Raw genomic sequence first — 24,363 nt, 5'->3', positions numbered from 1 at the left:
GGTATATTTTGGATAAATTCATCGAAATAAACCCCTACCCTAATCAAGGAAGGAATACAACATGGTAAAAAAAATTCTCAATATCCTGCTCATCGGTGCAACGGTTTTTTCCTTAGCTCTTTGCTCTTCTGCAGACAACAAAGACCAAGCGGCTCCTGAGCCTGGAGAACAAAATTCCGCAGCTTCTCGTAACGTCAACGTAGACTCTCCTGCAGACGCTATCAATAATCAAATTAAAGACTTCCGCTATCCAGACGGGATCACTCGTCCAGGATTCAGCTACAAAAAAGCTGATGTTAGCGCGGGAGATTTCAGCGAGTGGGCAAAAGTTAATATTTCTGTTCTTAAAGACGGAATTTCTAAACTTCCTGATTCTTGGGCATTAGAGATCACTGGTCACACTGACCAAGTAGGACCTGAAGAAGCAGAAGGCGATAAAAAAGGAAACGTTTTCTACGGAGAAATTCGTGCAAAAGCGGTTAAACAATCCTTAGTTAAACAAGGAATTCCCGCAGCACGTATTGTTACTAAGAGTGCTGGTTCTTCTTCTCCAGTTTCCGGATTGGATGCAAAAGATCCTAAAAACCGCAGAGTAACCTTCAAATTTGTTCAACAACAATAATCAGTAGGGTTTCGATCCGATAAAAAAGGCAGTGTTTTTACACTGCCTTTTTTTATACCCTCAGGTCATTTGAGATCTTTCAGATTGAATCAATCTACACTTGGGGAGATCATTTTTTCTGGAAGAACCCATTGGTCAAATTGCTCAGAAGTCAATAAGCCAAGTTCAATCCCGGATTCTTTCAGGCTAGTTCCTTTTTTGTGAGCGTTTTTAGCGATCTTAGCAGCATTATCATAACCGATATGCGGATTTAACGCAGTCACAAGCATCAAACTATTCTTCAAATGTTCTTTGATGTTTTCCTTATTCGGCTCGATCCCTCTTGCACAATGTTCTTCGAAAGAAACTGCAGAATCTGCCAATAGTCGGATAGAATTCAGAACATTATGAATGATCAGGGGCTTGAAAACATTCAGTTCGAAATTCCCGGAAGCACCACCAATATTCACAGCAACATCGTTAGCGATTACTTGAGAAGCTACCATGGTCATTTGTTCCGACTGAGTAGGGTTCACCTTTCCAGGCATAATAGAAGACCCCGGCTCATTCTCAGGAATAGAGATCTCACCAATTCCACATCTAGGACCGGAAGATAACCATCTCACATCGTTTGCGATCTTCATAAAAGAAGCAGCGATTGTTTTTAGAACCCCATGAGTTTCTACTAATGAATCATGAGCAGCTAATGCTTCGAATTTATTCTCTGCAGAAGTAAAAGGAAGCCCAGTTTCCTTAGCGATTTGAGCCGCAGCTTTTATTGCAAACTCAGGGTGAGTGTTCAATCCAGTTCCAACTGCAGTTCCGCCAAGAGCCAATCTGTAAACAGAAGGAAGAACAGATTTCACTCTTTCGATATTGTACTCTAATTGTTTTACATAACCGGAGAATTCTTGGCCAAGAGTTAAAGGAGTCGCGTCCTGTAAGTGAGTTCTTCCGATCTTGATGATGTCTTTGAACTCATCAGACTTCTTCTTTAGAGTATTCTTTAACTGCTCTAATGCAGGCAAAAGTTTATTCACTAATTGCTCGGCAGCAGCGATATGCATAGCTGTCGGGAAAGTATCGTTAGAAGATTGAGCCTTATTTACATCGTCATTAGGATGGACCGGTTTTTTAGAACCTTTAACTCCGCCTGCAATCTCAATCGCACGATTAGAGATCACTTCGTTTGAGTTCATATTAGTTTGGGTTCCGGAACCTGTTTGCCAAACGCTTAAAGGAAAATGTTCGTCCAATTTTCCAGAGATCACCTCATCTGCAGCTTGAACGATCAGATTTTTTTTCTCATCAGTCAAAAGACCAAGCTGAGCATTTACGATAGCCGCTGATTTTTTAAGAACTCCAAGAGCACGGATCATTTCCCTTGGGAAACGATCGTTCCCGATATGAAAGTGATGAAGAGACCTTTCGGTTTGAGCGCCCCAGTATTTGGAATCGTCTACCTGGATTTCTCCCATGGAGTCGGTTTCGATTCTAGTTTTCATGAATCCTCCGTTCAATAGTAATGAATTGATCGGGTTGGATTTTCCGGGATCGGAACGAATGTCCTAATCAGAACTTGAAGTGATCACTCGTCTCGGAATTTGCGAAGAGTATCCGCTAGGGCTGCAAACTCCGGTTTTTTGGCGGTGACATTCTCCAAATATTCCAAGGTAGAATCCAACCAGGCGGAATCGGATTCTAATTCTTTTCGGATAAATACATGCCGAATAGAATTCATGGAGCGAATCTCGATATATCTCCGCTTCTGGTCATAATACATAAGGTCGGCTACTTTGTCTTTTCCGAATTCCGGAGAAGAACTAGCATTCACTACTTCATCCAACCAGATTATTCCGTTATTTTTACGGTCCACGTAATCTATCGCTTTCTGGACCTTTGCTGGGATCAAAGTGGATTTTTCCTTAGGACCTACGAGTACTCCCAAAGACTTTTTCTTTTTAGGAGCTTCTTTCTCTGGCTCCGCAGAAGGTCCGCTAGTTTGGGACTTCTTACTTTGTTTGGAAGATTGGAATTCGTCAGCCGGCTCAATGTCCTTTTTTGAAGAAGGAGCAGGAGAAAGATTCACACCGAACAAACTAAGGATCCATTCCAAAAGTTTTACCAAGATAGATTTTGAATCTTGGATCGCTTTCAATCTTTGTTTTTCAGTTTCTTTTTCCCAATCTGCGATTGCTTTAGAAAGACGGATCTGATCATCTATCACAAGTTCAGAATCCACACCTTCTACTACATCTTTTAGAAAAGCATAAATTCCTTTTGGCTGTCCATTCTTACGGATCAAAGTATGGATTGAGGTCCTTCTTTCTTTATTGGTTAGAAATGAAGAAACCACATTTTCTAAAGCAAGAGCAACAATCCCTGGACCGGCACCCGTTACTTTTTCTCTGGTTAGAATATCATTTCTAGTTTTAAATCTTTCTAACACCTGGTCCAAAACTTCCGTTTTAGTCAGACCTGCTGCTTGGATGGATGAGTCTTTGATCTTTAAGGCATTTGAATCCACAACGAGCGGTTCTTTGGATTCTCTGATCCGAATTACTATATCACTAAAAGCTAAATTGATTAGGGACTCTTTTCTCAAGCTGGAAAGAGAAGACATGGAACTTAATAATATGTCGAAAGCTTGTAGGAATATATCGGAACCTTCCCAAGTTTTACCGGATGTGAACGCAGGGTGTTTTGACAATTCCCTTAAATAGTCCGCACCCTGTTCTGTTCCGGAGGGTTTAATCCATCCGGCTTGCTCTCCGGGAAGAAGCGAAATTAAGATCTTTCTAGACAAACCGATGAATAATTCGAAAATGATCTCTAATTCAGTCTCTTCATTTGCATTCGGTTTTTTAGTGTCTAGAGAAGTTTCACCTACAAGTTCTTCTAAGGAAGGTTGGATAACATGAAATTCTAAATGAAGTCTTAATAAAGGAGGACGATTTCCTCTTTTTTCTAATGCAAGTAACGCATCCGGAACTGCTTTGATTTGAGATAAGAAGCCGACGATCTCATTCGGTTTTTTGCTCAAAAGAGAAATTAAAGAAGTCAGTATGTCTTCTCTGATCTTAAAATTCCTTTGTAGAAAGGATTCTACAGAAAGAGTTTTAACATTCCTCATTGAATAAGGAAGATTTCTGGAATCTTGGAAATCCAAAAGATTTCCCTTCTCATCAGTGTTGAGGTATTGCCTTATTACCCAGTCCCTCAATTCTCCAGCGGACCTTCTATCCGCCAAATTGATATCTCTTCGGACAATGAATTGTAAAAAAGCTGCCGCAGATTGAGCCAAACAAGCGGATTTGATCTTTTGGATTTGGTCCGCTCTCCTGGAAGCTGGACGGATCGCAACATTAGCTAATCCTAATTCTTTTGTTTCTTCCGAAACGAATAGATATTGGTAGAGAACAAATCCATTCTTATCTTCGAAATATTTTAGATCAGCGGGCTTTAAGAATTGTAACTGCTCGAATTTTGCGAGGGCGAAAGGAGAATAATTGAATAAGAAGAAGTTCTCCACTCCCTTCTCAATCATATCTAAATCCCTCATCGCTTTGGGAGTTGTTTGGAGAAGAAGGTTACGAAGTTCCTCTTCCGGGATCAGATCTACACGATCAACCGGAATGACTCCATCTTCCGAGAGCGGATTCGAAGCTGGGGGCGTGGAATTACTTTCCATTTCGGGCATAAATCTTCCCTTTTGCTCCGATCTTGATTTGGCTTTTTGTTAGAGCCGAGCTAGTATATTATTTTCGGAAACAAATACATGCTTTCTTGAGCAAGTTCTAAGGGTTTAGACGTTAAATTCTAAAGATTCCCGAAGAAGGTCTTACGACCTCATCAAACCTTCTAAGAAAGAAACGTAATTTTCCCGTCCAGGATAAGGTCTTCTTGCGGTTCCGCTTTGGACTGCCGCTTCTGCAACGGCCGGAGCAACATGATACAAAACCCTTTGATCAAAAGGTTTTGGGATCAGATAATCAGGACCGAATACGAATTTTTCTCCGCCGTAAGCAAGACTCACTGCATCCGGAACTTCCATCCTAGCGAGCTCTGCCAAAGCACGGGCTGCAGCTAATTTCATTTCCAGAGTGATATGTTTCGCTCTTACGTCCAAAGCTCCTCTGAAAATAAACGGGAAACCTAACACGTTATTCACTTGGTTCGGCATATCGCTTCTTCCAGTTCCCATAATAATATCTGGGCGGACCTTTTTTGCTACCGCATAAGGAATTTCAGGATCTGGGTTTGCTAAAGCGAAGATAACCGGATTCGGAGCCATAGATTTTACCATGTCTTCGGTTACCATATCGGCTACGGAAACACCCACGAAAATATCTGCATCTTGCATAACGTCTGCAAGAGTTCGAGCATTGGTCTTTTGGACGTATTTCTGTTTGGTAGAATTTAGATCGGTTCTTTCAGTATGGATCACACCTTTTGTATCCACTAAGAAGATATGTTCTTTTCTGATACCGATATGTTGGACGAGTTCCGCAATCGCAATCCCCGCAGCTCCCGCCCCACAAACTACCATCTTCACATCGCTTGGACGTTTTTTATTGATCTCGAATGCGTTCAGCAATCCTGCAACTGTAATGATCGCTGTCCCGTGCTGGTCATCATGGAAGACCGGGATATTCATTCCTTTGATGAGTTCTTCTTCTATATAAAAACTTTCAGGGGCCTTGATATCTTCTAGGTTGATCCCACCAAAAGTTGGCTCAAGCATTTTGACTGCTTTTATAAAATCATCCGGATCTTTGGCATCTACTTCTATATCAAATACGTCGATCCCAGCGAATTTTTTGAAAAGTACCGCCTTACCTTCCATCACAGGTTTTCCTGCGGCAGGTCCGATATCTCCCAGACCTAAGATTGCGGTTCCGTTAGTAATAATTCCTACCAGATTCCCTTTATTTGTGTATTCATACACCAGATCCGGATTTTCTTTAATTTCCAGACAAGGATAAGCAACTCCCGGTGAGTATGCTAAGGATAAGTCGAAGGAATCTCTAGTCGGCTTTGTTGGAACAACTTGTATTTTTCCCTTTGGATGAAGGGAATGATATTCGAGGGATTTTTCTCTCATAACGATAAAACCAATTTTTCGACGATCGGGCCTAGGTTCTATTCTATTTCTGAAAGAGCTTATTTCCCAACGCAGAATTTACTAAAAATTCTTCCTAAAATTTCTTCGGTGTCCACTCTTCCATTTACTTCCCCGATTTGTTCCAAAGCGGAATCTATTTCTTTGATGTAAATCTCAGCTGGAGCGCCTTCTTCCATTAAAGTCAGACAGTTTTCCAGGCTTCGAGTGATAGAAGAAAAATGAAATCTGTTCCTTTCTTCCAAAAGGACATAATCTTCTGAACTTTCCAAACCTTGTAGTTTGAAGGAAATTTCAGAGACCAAGGTATCCAGTCCTTGTCTGGACTTGCAGGAAACTTCGACCAAAACAGTGCCGGGATAATTTTTCTTTAAGATATATTGAGGATCCCAGCTTGGGTCTCTTATATCTGATTTATTTGCTGCTACAATGGCGCCTTCTAACTTAGATCTGTTCTCTTCCGCAAATTTGTTCCAATCGTTCTTCTGAGAAACATCTATCACGAAAAGTCTTACATCTGCTTGGGAGAATTCTTTCTCACTTCTTTCAATCCCCATCTTCTCGATCTTATCACCGGTTTCTCGAACACCTGCGGTATCTATGAGTCTGATAGGAACTCCTGAGAGTAAAAAATCTTCGCTGATATAATCTCGAGTAGTTCCAGGAATTTCGGAGATAATAGAACGATCTCTTCCTAGGATCAGGTTCATCAAACTAGACTTGCCTGTATTCGGTTCTCCATACAATACAACTCTACTTCTTTCCAAAAGAGTTTCTGTCTCACTGGATCGTTTGAGAAGGTTGGAACAAATATCTGAAATAGAACGAATTCTTTTTTTTCTTTCTTCAAGGGATTCGAATGTAAGATCTTCTGTGGAAAAATCGATCTCAGCTTCGCATTCCGCTTTTAGAGAGATCAGTTGGCTTCTGAGATTGGAAGCAAGTCTGGAAATTTCTCCGAATGCATTTTTTTGGGCCAGCTCTAATTCAAATCTAGAACGAGCACCTATAATTCTTCCTATAGCTTCTGCTTCGTTTAGATCTATTTTACCATTTAAGAATGCTCTTTTAGTAAACTCTCCTTGTTTGGCCGGTCTTGCTCCGGAACGAAACAAACATTCTAAAGCTTCTCGTAGTAAGATTGGATTTCCATGAGTATGTATCTCGCATAGATCTTCTCCCGTAAAAGAATTCGGGCCTGCGAAATAGATAAAAACTACTTGGTCTAATTTTTTTTCCCCATCTACAAAACGACAAGTATATGCATTACGAGGTTTGATGGAAGAAAGAGGAAGGGCTCCCTCAAAAAAGGATAAATGCCTGTAGGCGATAGGAAGTGCTTCCGGTCCGGATAACCGAAGAATGCCTATGGCACCGGCCCCGGAAGCTGTGGAGATAGCTGCTATCGTATCAGCCACGACTGATCAGTAGTCGTTTACTTCCTCGAGCAAGTCCCCGTTAGGACTTTTTTCGACGACGTCTTTGTACTTGTGTCTGTCTTTCATCGGAATGATACGAACTTTTTTATAAGTTCCATTTCCTTCCGATCTGGTGAAAACTTTTTCGTTCTCTTGTAGAGCCATGTGAACGATCCTTCTTTCGAAAGGATTCATTGGCTCAAGTAATTTGGACTTACCTGATTTCGCAACAGAAGAAGCTACTGACTTGCTCAATCTGATCAAGGACAGTTCTCTTTTGTCTCTGTAAGATTCTGTATCCAATACGATCTTACGACCGTGACGGATCTTAGAATCTACCATCAAGTTTACCAAAAATTGAAGAGCGTCTAAAGTAGCTCCTCTCTTTCCGATAATCAGTCCGGATTCGCGGCTGGTAAGTTCAATATAGATCTTTCCATCCACATCCCCCATTCCGACAACATCCGCTTCTACTCCCATCTTGCGAAGAAGTGTAAGCACTACTCCGTGGATGATCTTTTCAGCCGGAATATCGAAGTTCGAAACGAATGCTCGAACTACTGCCGGTTTTTTTTGTGTTAAACCTAAAAATCCAGACTTACCGGATTCGACAGTTTCGAAACGAATGTCTCCGGGTTCTAGTCTTAAGGTTTCTAACGCGATCTCTTCAGCCTCGGCTTTTGTTTTTCCTTCGGCTTCGAAAATATAGTTTTCCATATCGTATCCTCGATATATGAATTCACACTTTTACAGGGGTTTCGTCTTTCTTACGAATATTTGTTACCCACTGTTGAGCAATGGAAAGGACGTTAGTCACAGTCCAATACAATGTCAGTCCGGACGGCATACTCCAAAGGAAGAACACCATCATCACCGGCATTAAATACATCATCATTTTTTGGTTCGGGTCAGTCTGCACTGAAGTCAGTTTCATAGAAAGGAACTGAGTTCCGACCATCAATAATACCAATAAGTTAATAGAAAGTCCGGTCGCAGCGAGATAAGGAATCGCCGGAGAAGTCCAGATAAAATCAGGCTCGCTCAAGTCCGAGATCCAAAGGAATGGAGACTTCCAAAGATCGATCGTATCTGCAAACGCAACATATAATGCGAAGAAGATAGGAAGTTGGATCAACATAGGAAGACATCCGCCCAGCTGAGAGAGCGGATTCATATTATGTTTTTTGTATAACTCCAACATCTTCTCTTGTTTTTTTGCCGGATCATTTGCATACTTCTCGTTTAACTTTTTAAGTTCAGGAGAAAGTGCGCTCATCTTCTTCATTGCCTCTGCTTGTTTCTGGTTCAGAGGATAGAAGACTAATTTGAATACCAATGCAAAGAGTAGAATACCGAAACCATAACTTGGAATGGTATATTTATAGGACTGTTGTAAGAACCAAACGATACCGTTTCGGATCGGGGTGAAGATACCTTGGTTGAACGATTTGTTCAGGTCGGCACTTAAACCTATAAAAGTGGACTTAGGATTTTTGAAAGGATCCAATTTAGGATCTCTGAATAACATCCCGTCCCATTCTCTGATCCCGACATAGTTTGCGAATTCTAGAGTTTCTTCTTTTCCAGGATCTAAAGTGATATTAGAATAAGCTAAGATAGTTCCTGTTTCGTTTTTCTTTCTATTATCTAAAAGAATTCCTTCTGCAGGATGATTCAAAGTGTCAGATGCTGCTAAGAAGTAGCGGCTACCGGAACCGATATAATCGACACCTTCTCCGCTGCTCCAAACTTCTTTATAGAATTCGTTTCCGTTCGGATGCCCGAAGATAAAATTGCGAATTCCTTCCCAGAATCCCCAAGCGTCCCCGCCGTCAGCGAAATCTTTTTCGCTTCCATCCATTCTGTATACACGGAAGAATTTGGATAACTCCTGAGTATTTGCCTCTCTATTTAAAGGAAGAGGACCTAAACTTCCGAAAGTCCTTAAGTAAGCAGGCTTATTACGATCTCCAAAATAGAGTTTGTCTTTTCCAAGGTTAGTGATCGAGATCTCTGTTTTGAAATAATTTTCGCGAGGGAAGAATCTAAATACTTTTTTAAGAAGAACACCTTTCTCTGTGGCAGTGAATGTAACACTTTGATCTTCTTTGTTTTCTTCTGCTTTGAAATTCAGATGATTCCATTCTGAAGTGGCTACATCTTCTTTTCTATGAGAGAAGTTGAAGTCGAAACCTTTTCCTCTGGAAAGTTCGATCGCCTTGATCTTCTCACCTTCTACTTCGATTTCTTGGAAGTCGGCTCTGGTAATATTGATCTCGTTTCCTTCAACATCCTTGTAGTTTTTAATATAAAATTTTTCGATCCTTCCGCCTAAGCTGGAAAGAACGATTACGTGAGATTCAGTCTTAAAGGTAAAAGTTTTTACGTCCTTAGGATTCGTAATTGTCGTAACAGGTTTAGGTTCAACCTTAGTTTCCTGTTTTACGTTTTCCTTATTTTCAACAGGAGTTTGTTCGGTCTTCTGTTGCTGTTTCGGTTTTCCTGATTCCGGGTTGAAGTAATAGGTTACTAAAAACCAAACTCCCATGGATAAAATTAACGCGAGAAAAAGTCTGTTTTGTCTATCTTCCATTCCTAATTCCTTCTAGGGTTGGGTGGTAAAGGGTCTTCGCCAGCTGCGAACAGTGGGTTACATTTTAAAATTCGTTTAGTGCTTAGATAAGTCGCCGACAAGAAATCATATTCTTGGAAAGCCTGCATTGCATATTCTGAACAGCTAGGATGAAATCTGCAGGAAGGCGGAAGAATAGGTGAGATCCAACGTTTATATAATCGGATCAGGAAGATGGCGAATCGGTTCATTTTAATCTACGAGCTAATTGACCCAAACAAGCCAGAAGTTCGGTATGATCTTTTTCGAATAGGCTCGGTTTCGCAAGTATCGCGATATCGAAACCCTTTGGAAAAAAGCCGACCGTTTCGGCCACGGCGGCTCTTAATCTTCTCCGTATCCGGTTTCTGCGAACGGCCTTTCCGACCGAACGTTCAGGGCAGTATAAAAACCTGTTTTGTTCCAGGCCATTTCCCCGATAAATCACCGTGAGAGGAGGATTGGTTACCCGTTTTCCGGAAGCAAAAAGCTCCCGAATATCCTTCTTGGATGTAAGTGTCTCTTCTATATGGGTTCGTTAGAATTTTTTACCAGTTCTTTCGTCAGAAACGGTCAGCTTATAACGGCCTTTAGCTCTTCTGCGGGAAAGGACTTTTCTTCCGCCGGCAGTCGCCATTCTGGCGCGGAATCCGTGGGTACGGGCACGTTTAATCCGGCTGGGTTGGTATGTTCTTCTCATATGGTTCCCTGTATCTCTAAGATTGCACTTTCAGACCCTGGGTAAGTCTTACCGGTTTACATTTTTTCCGGAGAACCAAGGGTCAATCCGTTTCTTGGACGGAATCTCACTACTAAATATAATGGAATAAATAATGGCAACCCGGCAACGTCCTACTCTCCCACACAGCGAACCATGCAGTACCATCAGCGATGAGAGGCTTAACTTCCGTGTTCGGGATGGGAACGGGTGTGACCCTCTCTCTATAATCACCGAGAATCTATGGACAGTTTGAAAAATTTGCTTGTACTGTCAAGCGCGATTTATTCCTGGTTCAGAGAGTTTTATTCCAATCTATAAACTGTTCTCCAGGCACCCTTTGGCAATTGGGACAGAAGAAGGAATCATGACCCAAAACGTTTGCCCTGCGGATCGTGGTTCCGCAACGGGGACAGGGTTCGTTCTTTCTGTTTCGAACCTTCACATGGTCTCTAACCTTAAAATCCAAAGGCGCCTGTTTCTTACGGATATAATCTATAGCGTCCTTTAAGACGGATTTGATACTTTGATAGAGTTGGATCTTTTCTTCTTCAGAAAGTTTAGTACATGGAGTTTTGGGATGGATCTTAGAATCGAAAAGCACCTCGTCCGCATAAGCATTCCCAAGTGCACTGAGTTTGGTCTGGTCCATGAGAAAGACGCGGGCTTGCTGGCGATTCTTCTCTATTCTTTTTAGAAATTCTTCCTGGGTAAAGTTTTCGGAAAGAAGATCCACTCCTTGGTCGGAAAACTTTGGGATCTGGGGAAAGTATTCAGGTTCCGTAAAATATACCTTCCCCATATGAACATCATCTGCATAGTTCAAGATCTTGTTTTGGAATTTGATCCGAACCGCCAGGTCCTTCTTCTTATATTTTGGATCTAAGGAGAAGCGGCCGGCAAGCATTGGATGAATGACTATATTTCTAGGCCCGAATTTAAAATTTAGAAATGGTCCTGTTCTTTCCAAACTTTCGAATGTGGAACCTATGAACGAAGTTTCCGATTTCCCACCGCTAAGGTTTCGGACCACAAGAGGATCTAAGATCTCTATCTCTTGGATTATCTCGCCTGGAAGTTCTTTTAAAAGACGTTCGCGAATGATAACCAGGTCCGGAAGTTCGGGCATAGTAATTCCCTATTTCTTTTTGCGACTAGGAAGATATTTATAATATTCTACTTCTATCGTGTTAATTAAGAAAGTATAATATTTAACGAGTTTTTTATCGTATTTTTTCTTTTGGGCTTCATTCCTTAAGAACTCGGAGATTTGATCCCTGATCAAAGGAGCCTTTAAATCAGTGTGACTTAGAATGATAGTACTTGGCATTCCGACCGGAACAATCTCATCCGGTATCGCAATCGTCGCAGAGTTTTGAAGAAGTGCATATTCTACTGTGGATGCTACTTTATCATCGTCGGATTCAGTTCTAAGATGGGCCACTGATTGACGGATATTATCTATATTATCCCAGATCTTTTTGCGCATAGATTTGGAATCATGTATCTTATCCTGGATCTTAGTGAACCTGTTCGGGAAAACAAAACGTTCTGCACCTTTTGCGATCAGGCTTACTTTCTTTTCTTTAGGGCTTTCTGCCTTTCCGAAATGTTCATCTGCATCGTCATCATCACCGCTTGGATAATAATCACTAACTGTGGAGATCCCGGAATAACTTGCAGCAAATCCGCCGCCACCGGAAGATTTTGGAACTCCGCCGGGACCAATATCCGATTTCTCTTTGTCTCTGAAGAATACTGCAAGTAGTCCACCGATCACAAGTGCTACAGGAAGTCCAACCAGGATAACGCCGGCCGCATTAAAATGAACACTTGCGATTAGGAAGAATAACATGGTTCCCACAAAACCCAAAAGTCCCATGGAAAGATTGAATTTCTTAGCAAGCGCCTCGCTTTTCTGGCGATCCTCTACTTCTCTTTCCATGAGAGCCGCGTCTTGTTGTAACTTTACTATATAATCCGCTTTGAGCATCGAATTGAGTGCAGGGTTCTTGGAACTGAGTAAAGAAGCATGGATCTCTTTTGCGATCGTAAGCTCCTTTTCTGCGGCCGGGCTTATTTTTGCATCAGAAGTTAATTTATGCAAAACCGCCGCCATATAACCTGGATCGACCACATAGACTTCGGTGGTACCGTCTTCTCTCTTGATTTCTTTCAAACCAAATTTAGTTTTTAGATCCGCGATGATGTCATTTGTATATTTGGAAACAAGTTCAGGATCTGTGATACCAACAGCATCTAAACGTTTTTCAGGTATGAATCTATATAAGGTCAGATTATTTTGAGAATGATCTTTAACTTGGATATTCAGACGGTTCTTCAAACTTTTGAATGCGCCTTCTATCTTTCTTTCGCTCAATAGCGCTTTTTCTTGGATCAGCTTTCTGATAACTCGAACGGATTGTTGGCAGGTCTCTGCTACCCTTTTTCCAAGATCGTCTTTTTCCTTATCAAAAGGAAAATCTTCTACAAGCTGAATGAGTGCTTCTATCTTTTCGCTGTTTTGTTTTTTGCCAGGCTCTGCATTTCCATGTAGAGTTTCAAAGTCTTGGATACGAGCTCGGAATAAATTGTATCCAGCTCTTTCCGCAAGTTGTTTGAGATAAGTGAGAGCGAATACTTCCAAAGCATCACTTTGTGCCCTATAATGTGCGATCACTTCCGGTTGGTTTACATAAGTTCCATCCGGGTTGAGTTGAAGATCATCCAAGATCAAATGATAATCAGGAAGAATTTCGACCACTGCACCTTTGTTCTTAGCATAGTTTGCAAAGTCCGCGAGAAAATCATTCATCGGAATATAACTATAAGGTTGAAAACCTCTTCGGAGAAGGCTCGCCATCTCTGATTGTAAAGAAGCAAGTTTGGGATATAACCAGATCTGTCCGCTTTTGTTTTTATGAAGAAGCATCGCTCCTGGACGATCTTCTTCCAAAGCTCTAGGTTTTTTTGCTCTATTATTTAAGATAAGATCAATTGTTTCTTCTGAAAAAGAAAAACATGCCTTTCTATAAGGAGTAACGTCTGTCTTCGCTTCCTTTTGCGGAGACGCGATTGAGATCCTCGCCAAAACCTTGTTCCCGTTTCGGACCAAGAATGGATAGATCAGAGCGGATTTGTTCCTTCCCCTCTTTTCTAGATCTATCAATTGGCGAAGAGCCATATCTACAGAAGGAGGAGATTTTGCCTGCTCACTTAAGTTCCTGAATTTGTTGAGAAGTTCCCCTAGTTTATCAAGGGTAAGAAGATAAGATGGATGAACACTTTTAGAGCCGTGTTTTTCGGTCTTTTTATGCCAGTCTCGAAGTTCGTCCAGGATACAACGGGCAGTGGCAGAAAGTCCAACGGCTCCATCATTTAAGAAGATATAATCCGGTGCCAGGGCCTCCAAGTCCGGGGCCTTGTTTTGATTGGAAGCTAGCTCCTCAAAGGATATTTCCTGCTCCAAGGTTTCCATGTTTTGCACCGTATCGGAACAACAATCCGAGTTAGGAAATTTTCTATCGTTTCCTTCCAACCAAGATCTATAAAAGAAAGAGAGAATGAAACAATTTTATTCCACTCGGAATCAGCTGAAATTAGATCGAATTAATCCGCATAAGTACTTAGAATTTCGCCTATTTTTCGTATTCCTTCTTGGATTTCCGAATCTTCTCTGGCAAAACTCATACGGATAGAATCTTCACCGTAACTATCTCCACTTTTAGTAACCGGATAGAAATATTTACCTGGTACGATAATGACCCCTTTTTCTTTTAATAAGGGATAAATTTCGCAAATTTTTTTGCGAAGTCCTGCAAATTGGACCCAAAGAAAGAAAGCCCCCTCACTTTCATGGATCCTATATTTTAACTTCCCCTTCCATTCTCTTCGGATCGAGGAAATTGCGAGTTCCCTTTTCTTGAGGTAATACGGTTTTACTATGTCTCGAGAAAGTTTAAACCATTCTCCTGATTTTACGAATTCCAAAGCAATATATTGGCCAAGATTTCCACCTGCCAAATTCAGAACTGCATTCGCTTTATTTAATGCTTTTATGATTTCGGGATCTCCTAAAACAAAACCCGTCCTGACACCAGGCAGACCTATTTTAGAAAAACTAAAACTTTGAACCATACCTTCGGAATGAAAAAGTTTCTCGTCCGAAAATACGATTCCTGGAAAAGGAAAACCATATGCGTTATCTAATAGGAAAGGGATCTTGCGGCTTCTCGCAAACTTAAGGATCAGTTGTAATTCTTCTTTTTTGGCTACTCTTCCTGTTGGATTTGTAGGACGGGAGAGAACTACACATCCAAGATCCTCCTGTATCTGATCAAAAGAAGAAGGGTCCAACTCGTAACGAAATCCATCCTCTGACGTAACAACTTCTTTCCCGAAAGAATAAGCAAATGAATCCGGATCTATAGGTTGGTCCAGGTAACCGATGTATTCGGGCAAAACAGGTAAGAATATTTTTTTGAATGTTCCGTCTTCGAATTTTCCTGAGTAAAAATTAAGCAAAAGATAGAATGCGTTTTGAGAACCGTTAGTGATAGCGATCTGATCTTTAGAGACCGAAGTTCCTGTTTCCGAACTTAATAAGGAAGCAAGTGTTTCTAATGTTTCCTCTTTGCCTGTGGGAGTTTCATATTTACCTAAAATAGAATCCCAGGCCCCGGATACGGAGAATTTGTTTAGGATCTTTCTCCAAACTTCTTCCACCTCAGGGATTAAGGAAGGGCTTCCACCGCCCAACATAGAGACCCCAGGAGAAAGATTACCCAGGTCCTCCATCAATTGGCCGATCCCAGTTTGGTTACGGAATTTGGCTCCAAATTTGGAAAAAATGAAATCTTCGCCCATAAGGTTATTCCACTTTTCTTTTTGCAAAACTGCCGAAAAGATAATCTAAGAGAGGAAGGAATTTTTTTATTCTTCTACCCTTTCCGGAGAAACCGATGCAAACGATCGATTCCATCGAAGACAATGATATGTTAGATCCGAATACCTTGGATCTGCAGACCTATTTGGAAAAATATCCTTGGGAGGAAAAATGGACCTCTTTAGGAGAGCCGATTGAAAAACTTTGGAAATTCGACTTGGATGTTTCTCCCCAAGAAGTATGGCCTTGGTTAATAGACACTTCTTCTTTTAATAAAAGGATAGATATTCCTGAAATGAAATTTCAGGAGATCAACGGACGACTCTTCGGTAAGTCCAAAAACGCAGGTATCGTTTCAGAATGGGAAGAAGTTCCATGGGAATGGGAATATTGCAAACAACTCAATAATGCCAGGATCTATTCCAAAGGATTCGCTTACTACGTAAGAACAAGATACCTTGTTTATCCATTGGGAGAAGGTTCCACAAGATTATTCGTATACTTCGGTTGGATCCCTAAAGGTTGGCTCGGAAAAAACCTGTTAAAGATCGTAATGGTACAACTCGAAAAAGCCTATGAAAAAGGATTAAAAGGCGTAGTAGAAGACTTAATCAAAACAAGATCCTATAGTTGGTTAGGACCAAGTGCATTAAGTGTAATCAAAGAATCCAAATCGGAAAAAAATCCTGTCTTCCCTGCAAGAATGCAACAGATACGAGTTGGATATATTCGAGAAGGCCAACCTAGAGAACTAGTCGATAAAGTTTTAAATTATATTTTAGATGCTGACGAATCGGACCTTTATCGGATCAGGATCAAGTCGCTATCCAAAGCCTGGAAAATCCCGGAAAAAGAACTGCTGCTTGTATTCTTACACGGATGTAGATTGGGATTATTCACGATGAGCTGGGATGTGGTTTGCCCACATTGCAGAGGAGTTAGAACAGAAGCACAACATTTAGGAGATCTTCCTACAAGAGATAACTGCGAAGTTTGCGATATACAATTCGAAGCGAATCAATTGAATTCTATCGAGATCACTTTTCATGTACATCCTTCTATCCGAGAAGTGCAAAAGAGAATGTTCTGTGCTGCGGAACCTGCTACCAAAAGCCATATCCGATTCCAAAAATATTTGGAATCAGGAGAAACATATAATTCTAAACTACTACTTTCTCCTGGAGTCTACCGCCTTAGAGTAAACGGAGAAAAAAACTATTCTCTATTAGAAATTAAAGAAGAAGTCCCAAATGAAACCTTAGTTTGGAAAACAGACGAGGTTCCGGAACAGATAGAGATCGCGGATCATCCTAAACTAATCTTAGAAAACCTTTCTTCTTCCCGGAAAGGTTTTGTGATCGAAGAAAGAAAAGAAGACCAAGATTGTCTCAGGCCTACTGACTTATTCAATTTCCAAGACTTCAGAGATCTATTTTCCCAAGAAGCTCTTTCCACCGATCTGCAATTGGATATTGGAATGCAGACTATCTTATTCACTGATATCGTGGGTTCTACAAAATTCTATTATAATAAGGGAGACTCAGGTGCATTCTCCGAAGTCAGATATCATTTCGTAGAAGTTTATAAAGTGGTAAGAGAATTCCAAGGCGCTGTAGTTAAAACAATCGGAGACGCTGTGATGGCTGCTTTCCCTTCTCCCAGCGCAGCGGTAGAAGCTTCCGTAAGGCTCCAAGAATTTTTCTCTGAGGAGAATACTGAGACTCCTATCCGAATTCGGATCAGTTTACATACAGGACCCTGTTTAGCCGTAAACCTAAATAGCAATATAGATTATTTCGGAAATACTGTAAACTTTGCAGCAAAGTTGCAAGCAATCGCTGATGGAGGAGAAATTGCATTCTCCGAAGCAGTTTTCAGAGACAAACAAATACGCCAGTTGATGACTGAAAAAGGTTGGAAAGTAAAAAGAGTAAAATTCCACCAAAGTTGGATCAATGAAGAAACTCCAGCATATAAATTGGTATTTAGCGGTTTGCCTTCAACGGAAGAAAACAAATAAAAACCGATTTGCAAGAACGACAAGCAAATCGAATAATACCCGAATCATAGGGCAATAATATGATCTTTAAAATAGTTTCTCTTCTTTTAGCAGCTTATTTTATTTTTGCAGGTGCAGTTCAGTATAATGATCCGGATCCATTGCATTGGATGTTATTGTATTTCACTTCTTCTCTAGCTTGTATACTTGCAGCATTCGATAAGGACAAACTTCCTTTATTGTATGCTATCATCGGTATGGCTGGGATTGAGATCGCAGCTACGATCGATGGGTTCTTTGATTGGCTGAGAACTGGAAACGAAAATCTAATCACCGCAAAAATGACTGATGAAAAACCTTATATTGAACTCGGAAGAGAATTTTTAGGAGCATTGATCAGTCTTGTAGTCATTCTATGGCTTTGGTACAGAAAACGTCCTAATAATTCTAAATAGTTTATCCAATGTCATTCCTACCTAAGTTTACCAAAAAGAAAAAAGGCAAAGCGCTAATTATAGAAGGTGGAGGAATGAGAGGTTCCTTCGCAGGTGGAGTTCTTTCTTCCATGGCTCCAACTTATCCGCCTAGCAAATTCGATCTGATCGTTGCAGTCTCTTCCGGTTCTTGCTCTTCCGCATATTATGTTACGGAGCCGAATCCTTCTACTGAAGATATTGAAAGGGCCTTGGATATTTGGAGAAAAGAATTAGCAGGAAATCATCTGATTTCTTTTTGGAATCTTTTCAGAGGAAAAAGAATATTAGATCAAGATTATCTAATAGATCATATTTTCCAAGAGAAGGTACCGATCAAAGTAGATGTGCTAAAACAAAAGAAAACTGTTCCTTTTTATATTGTAGTTAGTAATTTCAAAACTTTACAGCCGGAATATATAAGAGCTACTTCTCAGAATCTTTTTCCACTTTTAAGAGCCGCTACTTCTTTGCCAATCGCAACTAAAGGATATGGTCTTTTAGAAAACTCAAAGTATACCGATGGTGGAGTCTTAGATCCTATCCCTGTTGAAGCGGTATTATCCGCAGGTTATAAAGATATTACAGTCATTCTTACGAAACCTATGGATTTTAGATTAACTCCTACAAGTCCTTTGTTAGGAAGTCTTGCATTTCCTAAATTTCCGGAAATGGGAAAAGCATTTATAGAACAAAGATACAATCGTTATAACCGAGCTATGGAAATACTAAACGATCCACCGAAAGGGGTTCGCTTTGAAATTATAGCTCCAGAAAAAACGCTTCCTGCAGGAAGAATGACCACAAATGCAAGCCTACTGACAGAAAATGTTCGATTAGGAATAGAGCTTGGAAAAAAGGTTTTTCCTAAGTAAAAATTCTCCCTGACTGTCCAATTTCCAAAACCTCGATTGATATAAGGATAGAAAACGAGGTTTTATGAAACGTATCTTATTATGGTCTATCCTGACTATCATTCTACTCATCCCAATCTTTATGAGCTTCGGGATTTGGTCCGCAAGCAATCAGTTATTATTCCCTGTTTGGAGAAATAACCAAGACTTCTCCGCATGTAGCGCTGAAACAGAAAAACATTGGGGACCATCTTGTGGAGACTTAAGAAATTCTAATGAGTTTAAATTCGAAGAACTAAAGATACCATCAACAAATGGATTTGATCTTCCAACTTGGAAAATCGGCACGCTCGAAAATGGAAAAGGAAAATCGAAAGGTGCGATCTTTTTAGTACATGGAGGAGGAAGTGATAAAAGAGAAATGACAAAACATATCCGCTTCTTTTTGAAAAGAGGGTTGGACGTTTTTAGTTTCGATTTCGCTTGTCATGGAGAAGCAAGTTGTGTAATACCAGGCCTTAGTTACGGTTATAGAGAATCCAAGGATGTCCTATCTATATATCAATATCTTTCAGAAAGATACGATCATATTTACGCGTTAGGAAGTTCTGTGGGAGCATCTTCCATACTGATCTCTTTGCCGGAGATGCCCAAACTTTCCGGAGTGATCGCAGAAAATCCAATGTATAATTTTGAAAGATTGATCTTAGAATTCCCCGGTACGGCAAAAGATATTCCAGCTTTGTTTTCTCATCTTTTGATTAAACTCACTCAGATAAGAGGAAAATTTGAAACTTCTCCAAGCCCTGCCAGTTCTTTGGCAAACGTCAACATTGTGCCAATCTTATTCATTCATAGCAAAGAAGATCAGGTAGTTCCTTTTCAACAGACTTTGGATTTAGCGGATTTGTATTTGGGTCCAAAACAAGTCTGGATTTTAGAAAAAGGAGAACATGGCTCTGCTCGGGAAATAAATCCCAAAGAGTATGAGAAAAGAGTCAGCGCCTTTTTGGACGGATTGAAATAATTTAAAAGATTACATTGGAGACGCCGGGGTTCGAACCCGGGTCCTATTGCGCCTTAATGGGGCCTCTACATGTTTGTCTTATGTTTTAAATCTCGAAAGGCCTTAGCCCACAAGCAGGCGTGTCCTTCCTATTCGATCCAAATACTCTTTAAATCGTGAACCGAAAACCGATCTAAAAAGTCTCCCGTTTAAGGCAGAAGAAAAACCACCGGGAGAGTAAGCCTTTCTTCCGTAGTAGCGATTAAGCTGCTAGTGCTAATTCGTTGTTAGCGTTTAAAGTTTTGAAGGTTTTTAAGAGGCCCCTCACCCCTACATGCCACCACATCTTAACTACAACAGTCGAAACCTAATTCGTCCCCGTAGATTTAATGATTAGACTAAAAATCCGTTGAGCTAGTCAGGAAATCAAGAAAAAGTAGATCAGTTGGTGCTTCTATTTTGAAAATTTTCATTTTATTGGTCTCGGTTTTATTGTTCTATTGCGGAACTTCTTCCCCAAAAATCAAAAATCGAAACAAGGAAGTTTCCGGTTCCAAATTATCTCCTAATGAATTGCAAGATGGTTTGTATGCAATTTTACTTGGAAAATCTTTTTATCCTAATCGACTTACAAATTCAGACAAACAGGAAGGTGAGTCTGAGATCGTATTCTTATTTTATCTAATAAAATTAGATAAACGTTATATTTTAATCGATACCGGAACTTCTTCCATAGCAACTCCTGAAATTACTGTCCATAATTGGATCTCTCCGGATAAAATTTTAAAGTCTGCCGGGATCAAATCTGAAATGATCGGAGAGATTATTCTCACTCATTTTCATTCGGATCATTCGGGAGGGGTTGCCCTTTTTCCAAATGCAAAAGTTTATATTACTCCGGAAGACTGGAATTCGCTGAAAAATACAAATAGATCTGTAGCACCTAAACTTCTTGCTAAAGAAAGATCAGGAAAAGTTCAATTTGTAAATTCCAGCCTGGAAATTTTTCAAAATTTTAGGATCTTATTAACTAGAGGACATACCCAAGGTTCAGTCGCTATAGAATGGTTAATATCTCCGGGTAAAAAATTCCTGATTACAGGAGATGAATGTTATTGGATAGAATTTTGTAAACAAGGCCAGGTCCTTTCTTCGGAAAGGACCTTCTCGCTTTCCAATAATAAAGAATTTTTGGATTATGTTTCCGTTCTATCGTCGAACGGGACTAAAATTTTAACAATGCATGATCCTGCTGTTTTATCTTTAGGTGAAGAGATCCTTCCGAGGATTTATAAATTAGATTAAAAAAAATCCCCCGGGTTTAGTCCGAGGGATTTTCTAAAGCACTGATTAGAATGTAAGTTCTTATTTATAAACTTTATCGATTCTCTTCTGATATTTTTCAGTGATCACGTGCCTTTTCATTTTGAGTAGGTTAGTTAATTCATCTCCTATCTCAAAAGGTTTTTGTGCAAGTACCACATGTTGGATCAATTCAAAAGACTTAAATCCGTGTTTAGTACTATTGTATTCTCTGATCTCTTTTTTGTAGAAATCGATCACCTTTGCATTGTCGATCAAATCCTTAATGTCCTTAGCTTGGATACCGTTCTGAGATAACCAAGGTTGAAGAACTTCTAGATCCGGAACGATGATCGCTCCCAGAACTTTTTGGTCCTGACCGAATACCATAGATTGTTTGATATAAGGAGATTCGTCCATACGGTTTTCTATTGGAACCGGCTCTACGTTTTCTCCGCCCAAAAGAACCACAGTTTCTTTCGCTCTTCCTGTAAGTGTCAGAGTATGTTTATAGTTGATGAACCCGATATCTCCGGTGTTCAACCATCCGTCTACAATGGTCTTCTTAGTGGTTTCAGGATTTTTGTAATATCCCTTCATCACTTGTGGCCCTTTGATATGAACGATACCTTTTACTCCAAGCTTACCAGCAAGAATCTGCCTTTGATCGTTGATATGAGTGAGCACGTTTCCATGATCATCTCTCAACTGAAGTTCCGTTTTTGGAACGATATATCCTACCGAACCGATGATCGGATGATCATAATGACGAACTGAGATCACAGGAGCACTTTCGGTCATTCCATAACCTTCTAATACCAGAAGCCCGATATCGTTGAAGAAATTATCTACGTGACGTTGTAAAGCTCCACCACCGGATAAGGTTCCTCTCAAACGCCCACCAGTAGCTTGGCGGATCTTGGAAAGAACGATAGTGTCCAAAGTTTTGAAATTAAAGATAAGCCCTAAAATCGCGATTGTAAGAAGAACCGGCGCTAAGAATGCCAATTCAGGCTTATACATCTTGATATAAGAATATCCAACAGCACTGATCAAAGAAACTGTGAATGGCCCAAATAATATCACCTTGGCAATCGCCTTAACCGCAAGTGCCAAAGATTGGAAGATATTACGGTTTTCGTAATCCACTTCTTTTCCGGTCAGGAAACGAACCCCTGCGTTATAGTTCTTAGAGAACAGATACGCAGTATTGAATAGGAATTTACGAACTGGAGGAGTTTGTTTAGGATCATTGATCTTATTGTAAATCCCAGTATAAATACTTTCCCAAACCCTTGGAGCAGAAGCCATGAAAGAAGGTCTGGCTTTTGCCAGGTCATTTCTTAGGTCAGCAACCTTAGTATAGAAAGTAGAGATCCCAAGAGAGATCGCAGAGTATTCTACCACTCTTTCAAAGATATGCCATACAGGTAGAATCGACAACATACTGTCGTCGTCTCGGATAATTGATTTTTTTAGGATCAAAGGAACAACATATTCCATCTGGTGCGCCATGTTGGAATGCATTAGCATTACACCTTTAGGCATTCCAGTTGTTCCGGAAGTATAGATCAGAGTGAATAGATCATCCGGTTTGATACCTTCGATTCTTTTTTCAGTCTTATGTCCGCCTTTGGATCTTAACTCTTTGCCAGTTTCGATCAGATCATAAAGATGCAAAACGCCTTTCGCTTTTGTTTTGCTGTCTTTATCCATGATGATGACGGTTTCAACGCCTTTCAGTTTGGCTTTGTTCTTAACAAACTTCTCGTACATTTTATCGTTTTCTAAGAAAACTACGGAAGCTTCCGAGTGAGTTAAGATATATTCCATCTCGGAATCGGTTACGTCAGTCCCTCTTGGAACGTTTGCACAACCGGAGAGTAAAACTCCCGCATCAACAATGATCCATTCCAAACGGTTATCGGCTAACACTCCGATATGTTCGCGGGCCTTCACACCTAGATCTATTAATGCCTCTGATAAACAGAGACCTAGATCTACTAATTGTTTAAAGCTAGTCGATTGATATTCTTTATTTTCATCCTTCGACCAAAACGCTGGTCTGTCCCCATAAGACTCAGCGGCCTTAAGGTACATGTCTGCTAAATTCTTGTACATTGGAGTTATTCCTTTGAAGAAGGGATATATTACGCTTATCTCAATAAAGCGCGTTTACGTTAATGTGAGAAGTCGACCCGTCAACTAAATTTTAGAAGTAGTTAGAGCGTAGGTGCAGTGCAAAATCAAAGGAGAGGAGATTAAAAAGAGAAAACTCCGTCCGAGAGGACCTCGAACGGAGTGATAAAGGAAAAATATTACTGTTGTTCTTCGCCAGCGCCTTCTTCAGCAGGAGCAGGGGTAGAGTCAGATTTGGTTCCTTCTTCTTTTCCTTTTTTGGAATCTTTCTTATGCTTCTTGTGGTGTTTTTTCTTACCTTTTTTCTTCTTAGCTTTCTTTTCTTTTTTCTCAGCTTTAGAAGCACCAGCATCTTCAGTCTTTGCAGGAGCATCGCCGGTAGTCTCTTGTGCACTAACTCCGGTGAAACCGAAAAGAGCGATTGCAGACACAAGAAGGGTAACAAGAATTTTTTTGAATAGGTTCATTATGATCTTCCTATAGAAACTTTGGTTTGTGTCGTAATTTTATTATTATGCGAGACAAATCAAATGCATTTTACATAAAAATCAGATTTCATCCACAGGAGGGACCCATTTATTCGGGATTGCTACAGCGAGTGACAAACGGTCCAAAAATTTATCTTTCGGGATCTCATAAGCTCCCAGATTCAAAGTGACTGGGTTCATCTGCTGGGTATCGAATAATGTGAAACCGTCCTTCTTCAGTGCTTCAAATAGAAAATAGAGTCCGATCTTACCAAAATCAGGTAAAAAGGAGAACATCGACTCTCCGGCAAAAAATTTACCGATTGCGACACCATACACTCCCCCACCTAACCGTCCATTTTCGTCCCAGACCTCGACACTATGAGCATAACCTTCCTTATGAAAGTTGGTAAAACCCTGTAGAAAGTTCTCTGTTATCCAAGTTTGTTCTTCCGTTCGGAATGCGCAGCAACGCATAACTTGTTCAAATGCGCGATTAAACGTAACAGTAAACTTTTTTTGGCGAATTCTTCGGTGAACTCTGGAACTAATATGAAGAACATTTAGGTCAAAGATAGCCCTCGGATCCAAAGAAAACCAAAGTAGAGGTTTATCCGCCCAAGGAAAAATCCCTCGAGTATAAGCATACAGAAGACGATCCGGTTTTAAATCTCCACCAATGCCAACGACCTCTTCTGCGGAATGTCTAGGATCCGCGAAAAAATCGGAAAAATCCCGGATAGGAGAATATTGATTTTGTCTGGGGTT

The 24,363-nt window shown here is 40.4% G+C and carries 21 protein-coding genes, 1 rRNA gene and 1 other RNA gene; 6 read left to right on the top strand and 17 right to left on the bottom strand.

Translation table 11 applies throughout. The features are described from left to right. The first annotated feature begins 61 nt into the window (after positions 1–61). Complete coding sequence (loa22, locus tag EHO65_RS10265) at positions 62–622, top strand: OmpA family outer membrane lipoprotein Loa22 (RefSeq protein ID WP_135627780.1); 561 nt, start codon at positions 62–64, stop codon at positions 620–622. An 89-nt stretch (positions 623–711) separates the two neighbouring features. Here loa22 and fumC read toward each other — a convergent pair whose 3' ends face one another. The 13 genes from fumC to EHO65_RS10200 all read right to left on the bottom strand — a co-directional run bounded on the left by fumC (position 712) and on the right by EHO65_RS10200 (position 15,336). Further along, complete coding sequence (fumC, locus tag EHO65_RS10260) at positions 712–2,106, bottom strand: class II fumarate hydratase (RefSeq protein ID WP_135774011.1); 1,395 nt, start codon at positions 2,104–2,106, stop codon at positions 712–714. A gap of 83 nt (positions 2,107–2,189) precedes the next feature. Beyond that, on the bottom strand, positions 2,190–4,301 hold the full coding sequence (locus EHO65_RS10255; protein WP_135774009.1) for a hypothetical protein: 2,112 nt from the start codon (positions 4,299–4,301) through the stop codon (positions 2,190–2,192). Positions 4,302–4,442: 141 nt separating this feature from the next. Next, positions 4,443–5,705, bottom strand: coding sequence for a malic enzyme-like NAD(P)-binding protein (locus EHO65_RS10250; protein WP_135774007.1), 1,263 nt, complete (start codon positions 5,703–5,705; stop codon positions 4,443–4,445). A 59-nt stretch (positions 5,706–5,764) separates the two neighbouring features. Further along, the gene (gene mnmE / locus EHO65_RS10245; RefSeq protein WP_135774005.1) at positions 5,765–7,141 is read right to left on the bottom strand and encodes a tRNA uridine-5-carboxymethylaminomethyl(34) synthesis GTPase MnmE; all 1,377 of its coding nucleotides are present in this window, start codon (positions 7,139–7,141) and stop codon (positions 5,765–5,767) included. A 6-nt stretch (positions 7,142–7,147) separates the two neighbouring features. Then, positions 7,148–7,858, bottom strand: coding sequence for an RNA-binding cell elongation regulator Jag/EloR (gene jag / locus EHO65_RS10240; RefSeq protein ID WP_135774003.1), 711 nt, complete (start codon positions 7,856–7,858; stop codon positions 7,148–7,150). Positions 7,859–7,880: 22 nt separating this feature from the next. After that, positions 7,881–9,734 carry a membrane protein insertase YidC gene (gene yidC, locus EHO65_RS10235; protein ID WP_135774000.1) on the bottom strand — a complete coding sequence of 618 codons (1,854 nt, stop codon included), beginning with the start codon at positions 9,732–9,734 and terminating at the stop codon, positions 7,881–7,883. A gap of 2 nt (positions 9,735–9,736) precedes the next feature. Then, positions 9,737–9,964 (bottom strand): membrane protein insertion efficiency factor YidD, encoded by a 228-nt coding sequence (gene yidD / locus EHO65_RS10230; protein ID WP_135773998.1) that lies wholly within the window; start codon positions 9,962–9,964, stop codon positions 9,737–9,739. Further along, positions 9,961–10,281: a ribonuclease P protein component gene (rnpA, locus tag EHO65_RS10225; protein ID WP_081467337.1), complete on the bottom strand. Its 321-nt coding sequence runs from the start codon at positions 10,279–10,281 to the stop codon at positions 9,961–9,963. The genes yidD and rnpA overlap by 4 nt, the downstream gene beginning before the upstream one ends. A 9-nt stretch (positions 10,282–10,290) precedes the next feature. Beyond that, positions 10,291–10,452 (bottom strand): 50S ribosomal protein L34, encoded by a 162-nt coding sequence (gene rpmH / locus EHO65_RS10220; RefSeq protein WP_020769764.1) that lies wholly within the window; start codon positions 10,450–10,452, stop codon positions 10,291–10,293. Between the two features lie 139 nt (positions 10,453–10,591). Continuing rightward, positions 10,592–10,708: ribosomal RNA gene (gene rrf, locus EHO65_RS10215) — 5S ribosomal RNA — on the bottom strand. A 57-nt stretch (positions 10,709–10,765) separates the two neighbouring features. Beyond that, on the bottom strand, positions 10,766–11,599 hold the full coding sequence (locus EHO65_RS10210) for an Fpg/Nei family DNA glycosylase (protein ID WP_135773996.1): 834 nt from the start codon (positions 11,597–11,599) through the stop codon (positions 10,766–10,768). 9 nt (positions 11,600–11,608) lie between these two features. Continuing rightward, positions 11,609–13,948, bottom strand: coding sequence for a hypothetical protein (locus EHO65_RS10205; protein ID WP_135773994.1), 2,340 nt, complete (start codon positions 13,946–13,948; stop codon positions 11,609–11,611). Between the two features lie 131 nt (positions 13,949–14,079). Continuing rightward, positions 14,080–15,336, bottom strand: a complete 1,257-nt coding sequence (locus tag EHO65_RS10200) for a pyridoxal phosphate-dependent aminotransferase (protein WP_135773992.1) — start codon at positions 15,334–15,336, stop codon at positions 14,080–14,082. Positions 15,337–15,431: 95 nt separating this feature from the next. Between EHO65_RS10200 and EHO65_RS10195 the strand changes: the two genes are divergently transcribed. From EHO65_RS10195 to EHO65_RS10180, 4 genes are all read left to right on the top strand, one after another. Then, a complete protein-coding gene (locus EHO65_RS10195) occupies positions 15,432–17,375 on the top strand; it encodes an adenylate/guanylate cyclase domain-containing protein (protein WP_135773990.1) in 1,944 nt (647 codons plus the stop codon). Between the two features lie 59 nt (positions 17,376–17,434). Next, the gene (locus tag EHO65_RS10190; RefSeq protein ID WP_135773987.1) at positions 17,435–17,809 is read left to right on the top strand and encodes a transmembrane 220 family protein; all 375 of its coding nucleotides are present in this window, start codon (positions 17,435–17,437) and stop codon (positions 17,807–17,809) included. Positions 17,810–17,817: 8 nt separating this feature from the next. Beyond that, positions 17,818–18,702 (top strand): patatin-like phospholipase family protein, encoded by an 885-nt coding sequence (locus EHO65_RS10185; protein ID WP_135773985.1) that lies wholly within the window; start codon positions 17,818–17,820, stop codon positions 18,700–18,702. A gap of 64 nt (positions 18,703–18,766) precedes the next feature. After that, a complete protein-coding gene (locus tag EHO65_RS10180; protein WP_135773984.1) occupies positions 18,767–19,708 on the top strand; it encodes an alpha/beta hydrolase in 942 nt (313 codons plus the stop codon). 12 nt (positions 19,709–19,720) lie between these two features. On the opposite strand, the gene ssrA is transcribed toward EHO65_RS10180, so the two are convergent. After that, positions 19,721–20,067: a transfer-messenger RNA gene (gene ssrA / locus EHO65_RS10175) on the bottom strand. Between the two features lie 79 nt (positions 20,068–20,146). Between ssrA and EHO65_RS10170 the strand changes: the two genes are divergently transcribed. Then, complete coding sequence (locus tag EHO65_RS10170) at positions 20,147–20,992, top strand: MBL fold metallo-hydrolase (protein WP_135773982.1); 846 nt, start codon at positions 20,147–20,149, stop codon at positions 20,990–20,992. 60 nt (positions 20,993–21,052) lie between these two features. Here the strand turns inward: EHO65_RS10170 and EHO65_RS10165 are convergent, their stop codons facing one another. The 3 genes from EHO65_RS10165 to aat all read right to left on the bottom strand — a co-directional run bounded on the left by EHO65_RS10165 (position 21,053) and on the right by aat (position 24,336). Continuing rightward, positions 21,053–23,110, bottom strand: a complete 2,058-nt coding sequence (locus EHO65_RS10165) for an AMP-dependent synthetase/ligase (protein ID WP_135773980.1) — start codon at positions 23,108–23,110, stop codon at positions 21,053–21,055. Between the two features lie 197 nt (positions 23,111–23,307). Then, positions 23,308–23,595 carry a hypothetical protein gene (locus EHO65_RS10160; protein ID WP_100722490.1) on the bottom strand — a complete coding sequence of 96 codons (288 nt, stop codon included), beginning with the start codon at positions 23,593–23,595 and terminating at the stop codon, positions 23,308–23,310. Between the two features lie 81 nt (positions 23,596–23,676). Then, the gene (gene aat, locus EHO65_RS10155) at positions 23,677–24,336 is read right to left on the bottom strand and encodes a leucyl/phenylalanyl-tRNA--protein transferase (protein ID WP_167482028.1); all 660 of its coding nucleotides are present in this window, start codon (positions 24,334–24,336) and stop codon (positions 23,677–23,679) included. Between the last annotated feature and the right edge of the window lie 27 nt (positions 24,337–24,363).

The organism is Leptospira andrefontaineae, from assembly GCF_004770105.1.
Classification (GTDB): Bacteria; Spirochaetota; Leptospiria; order Leptospirales; family Leptospiraceae; genus Leptospira_B; species Leptospira_B andrefontaineae.
This window is presented reverse-complemented; position numbering and strand designations above follow the sequence as displayed.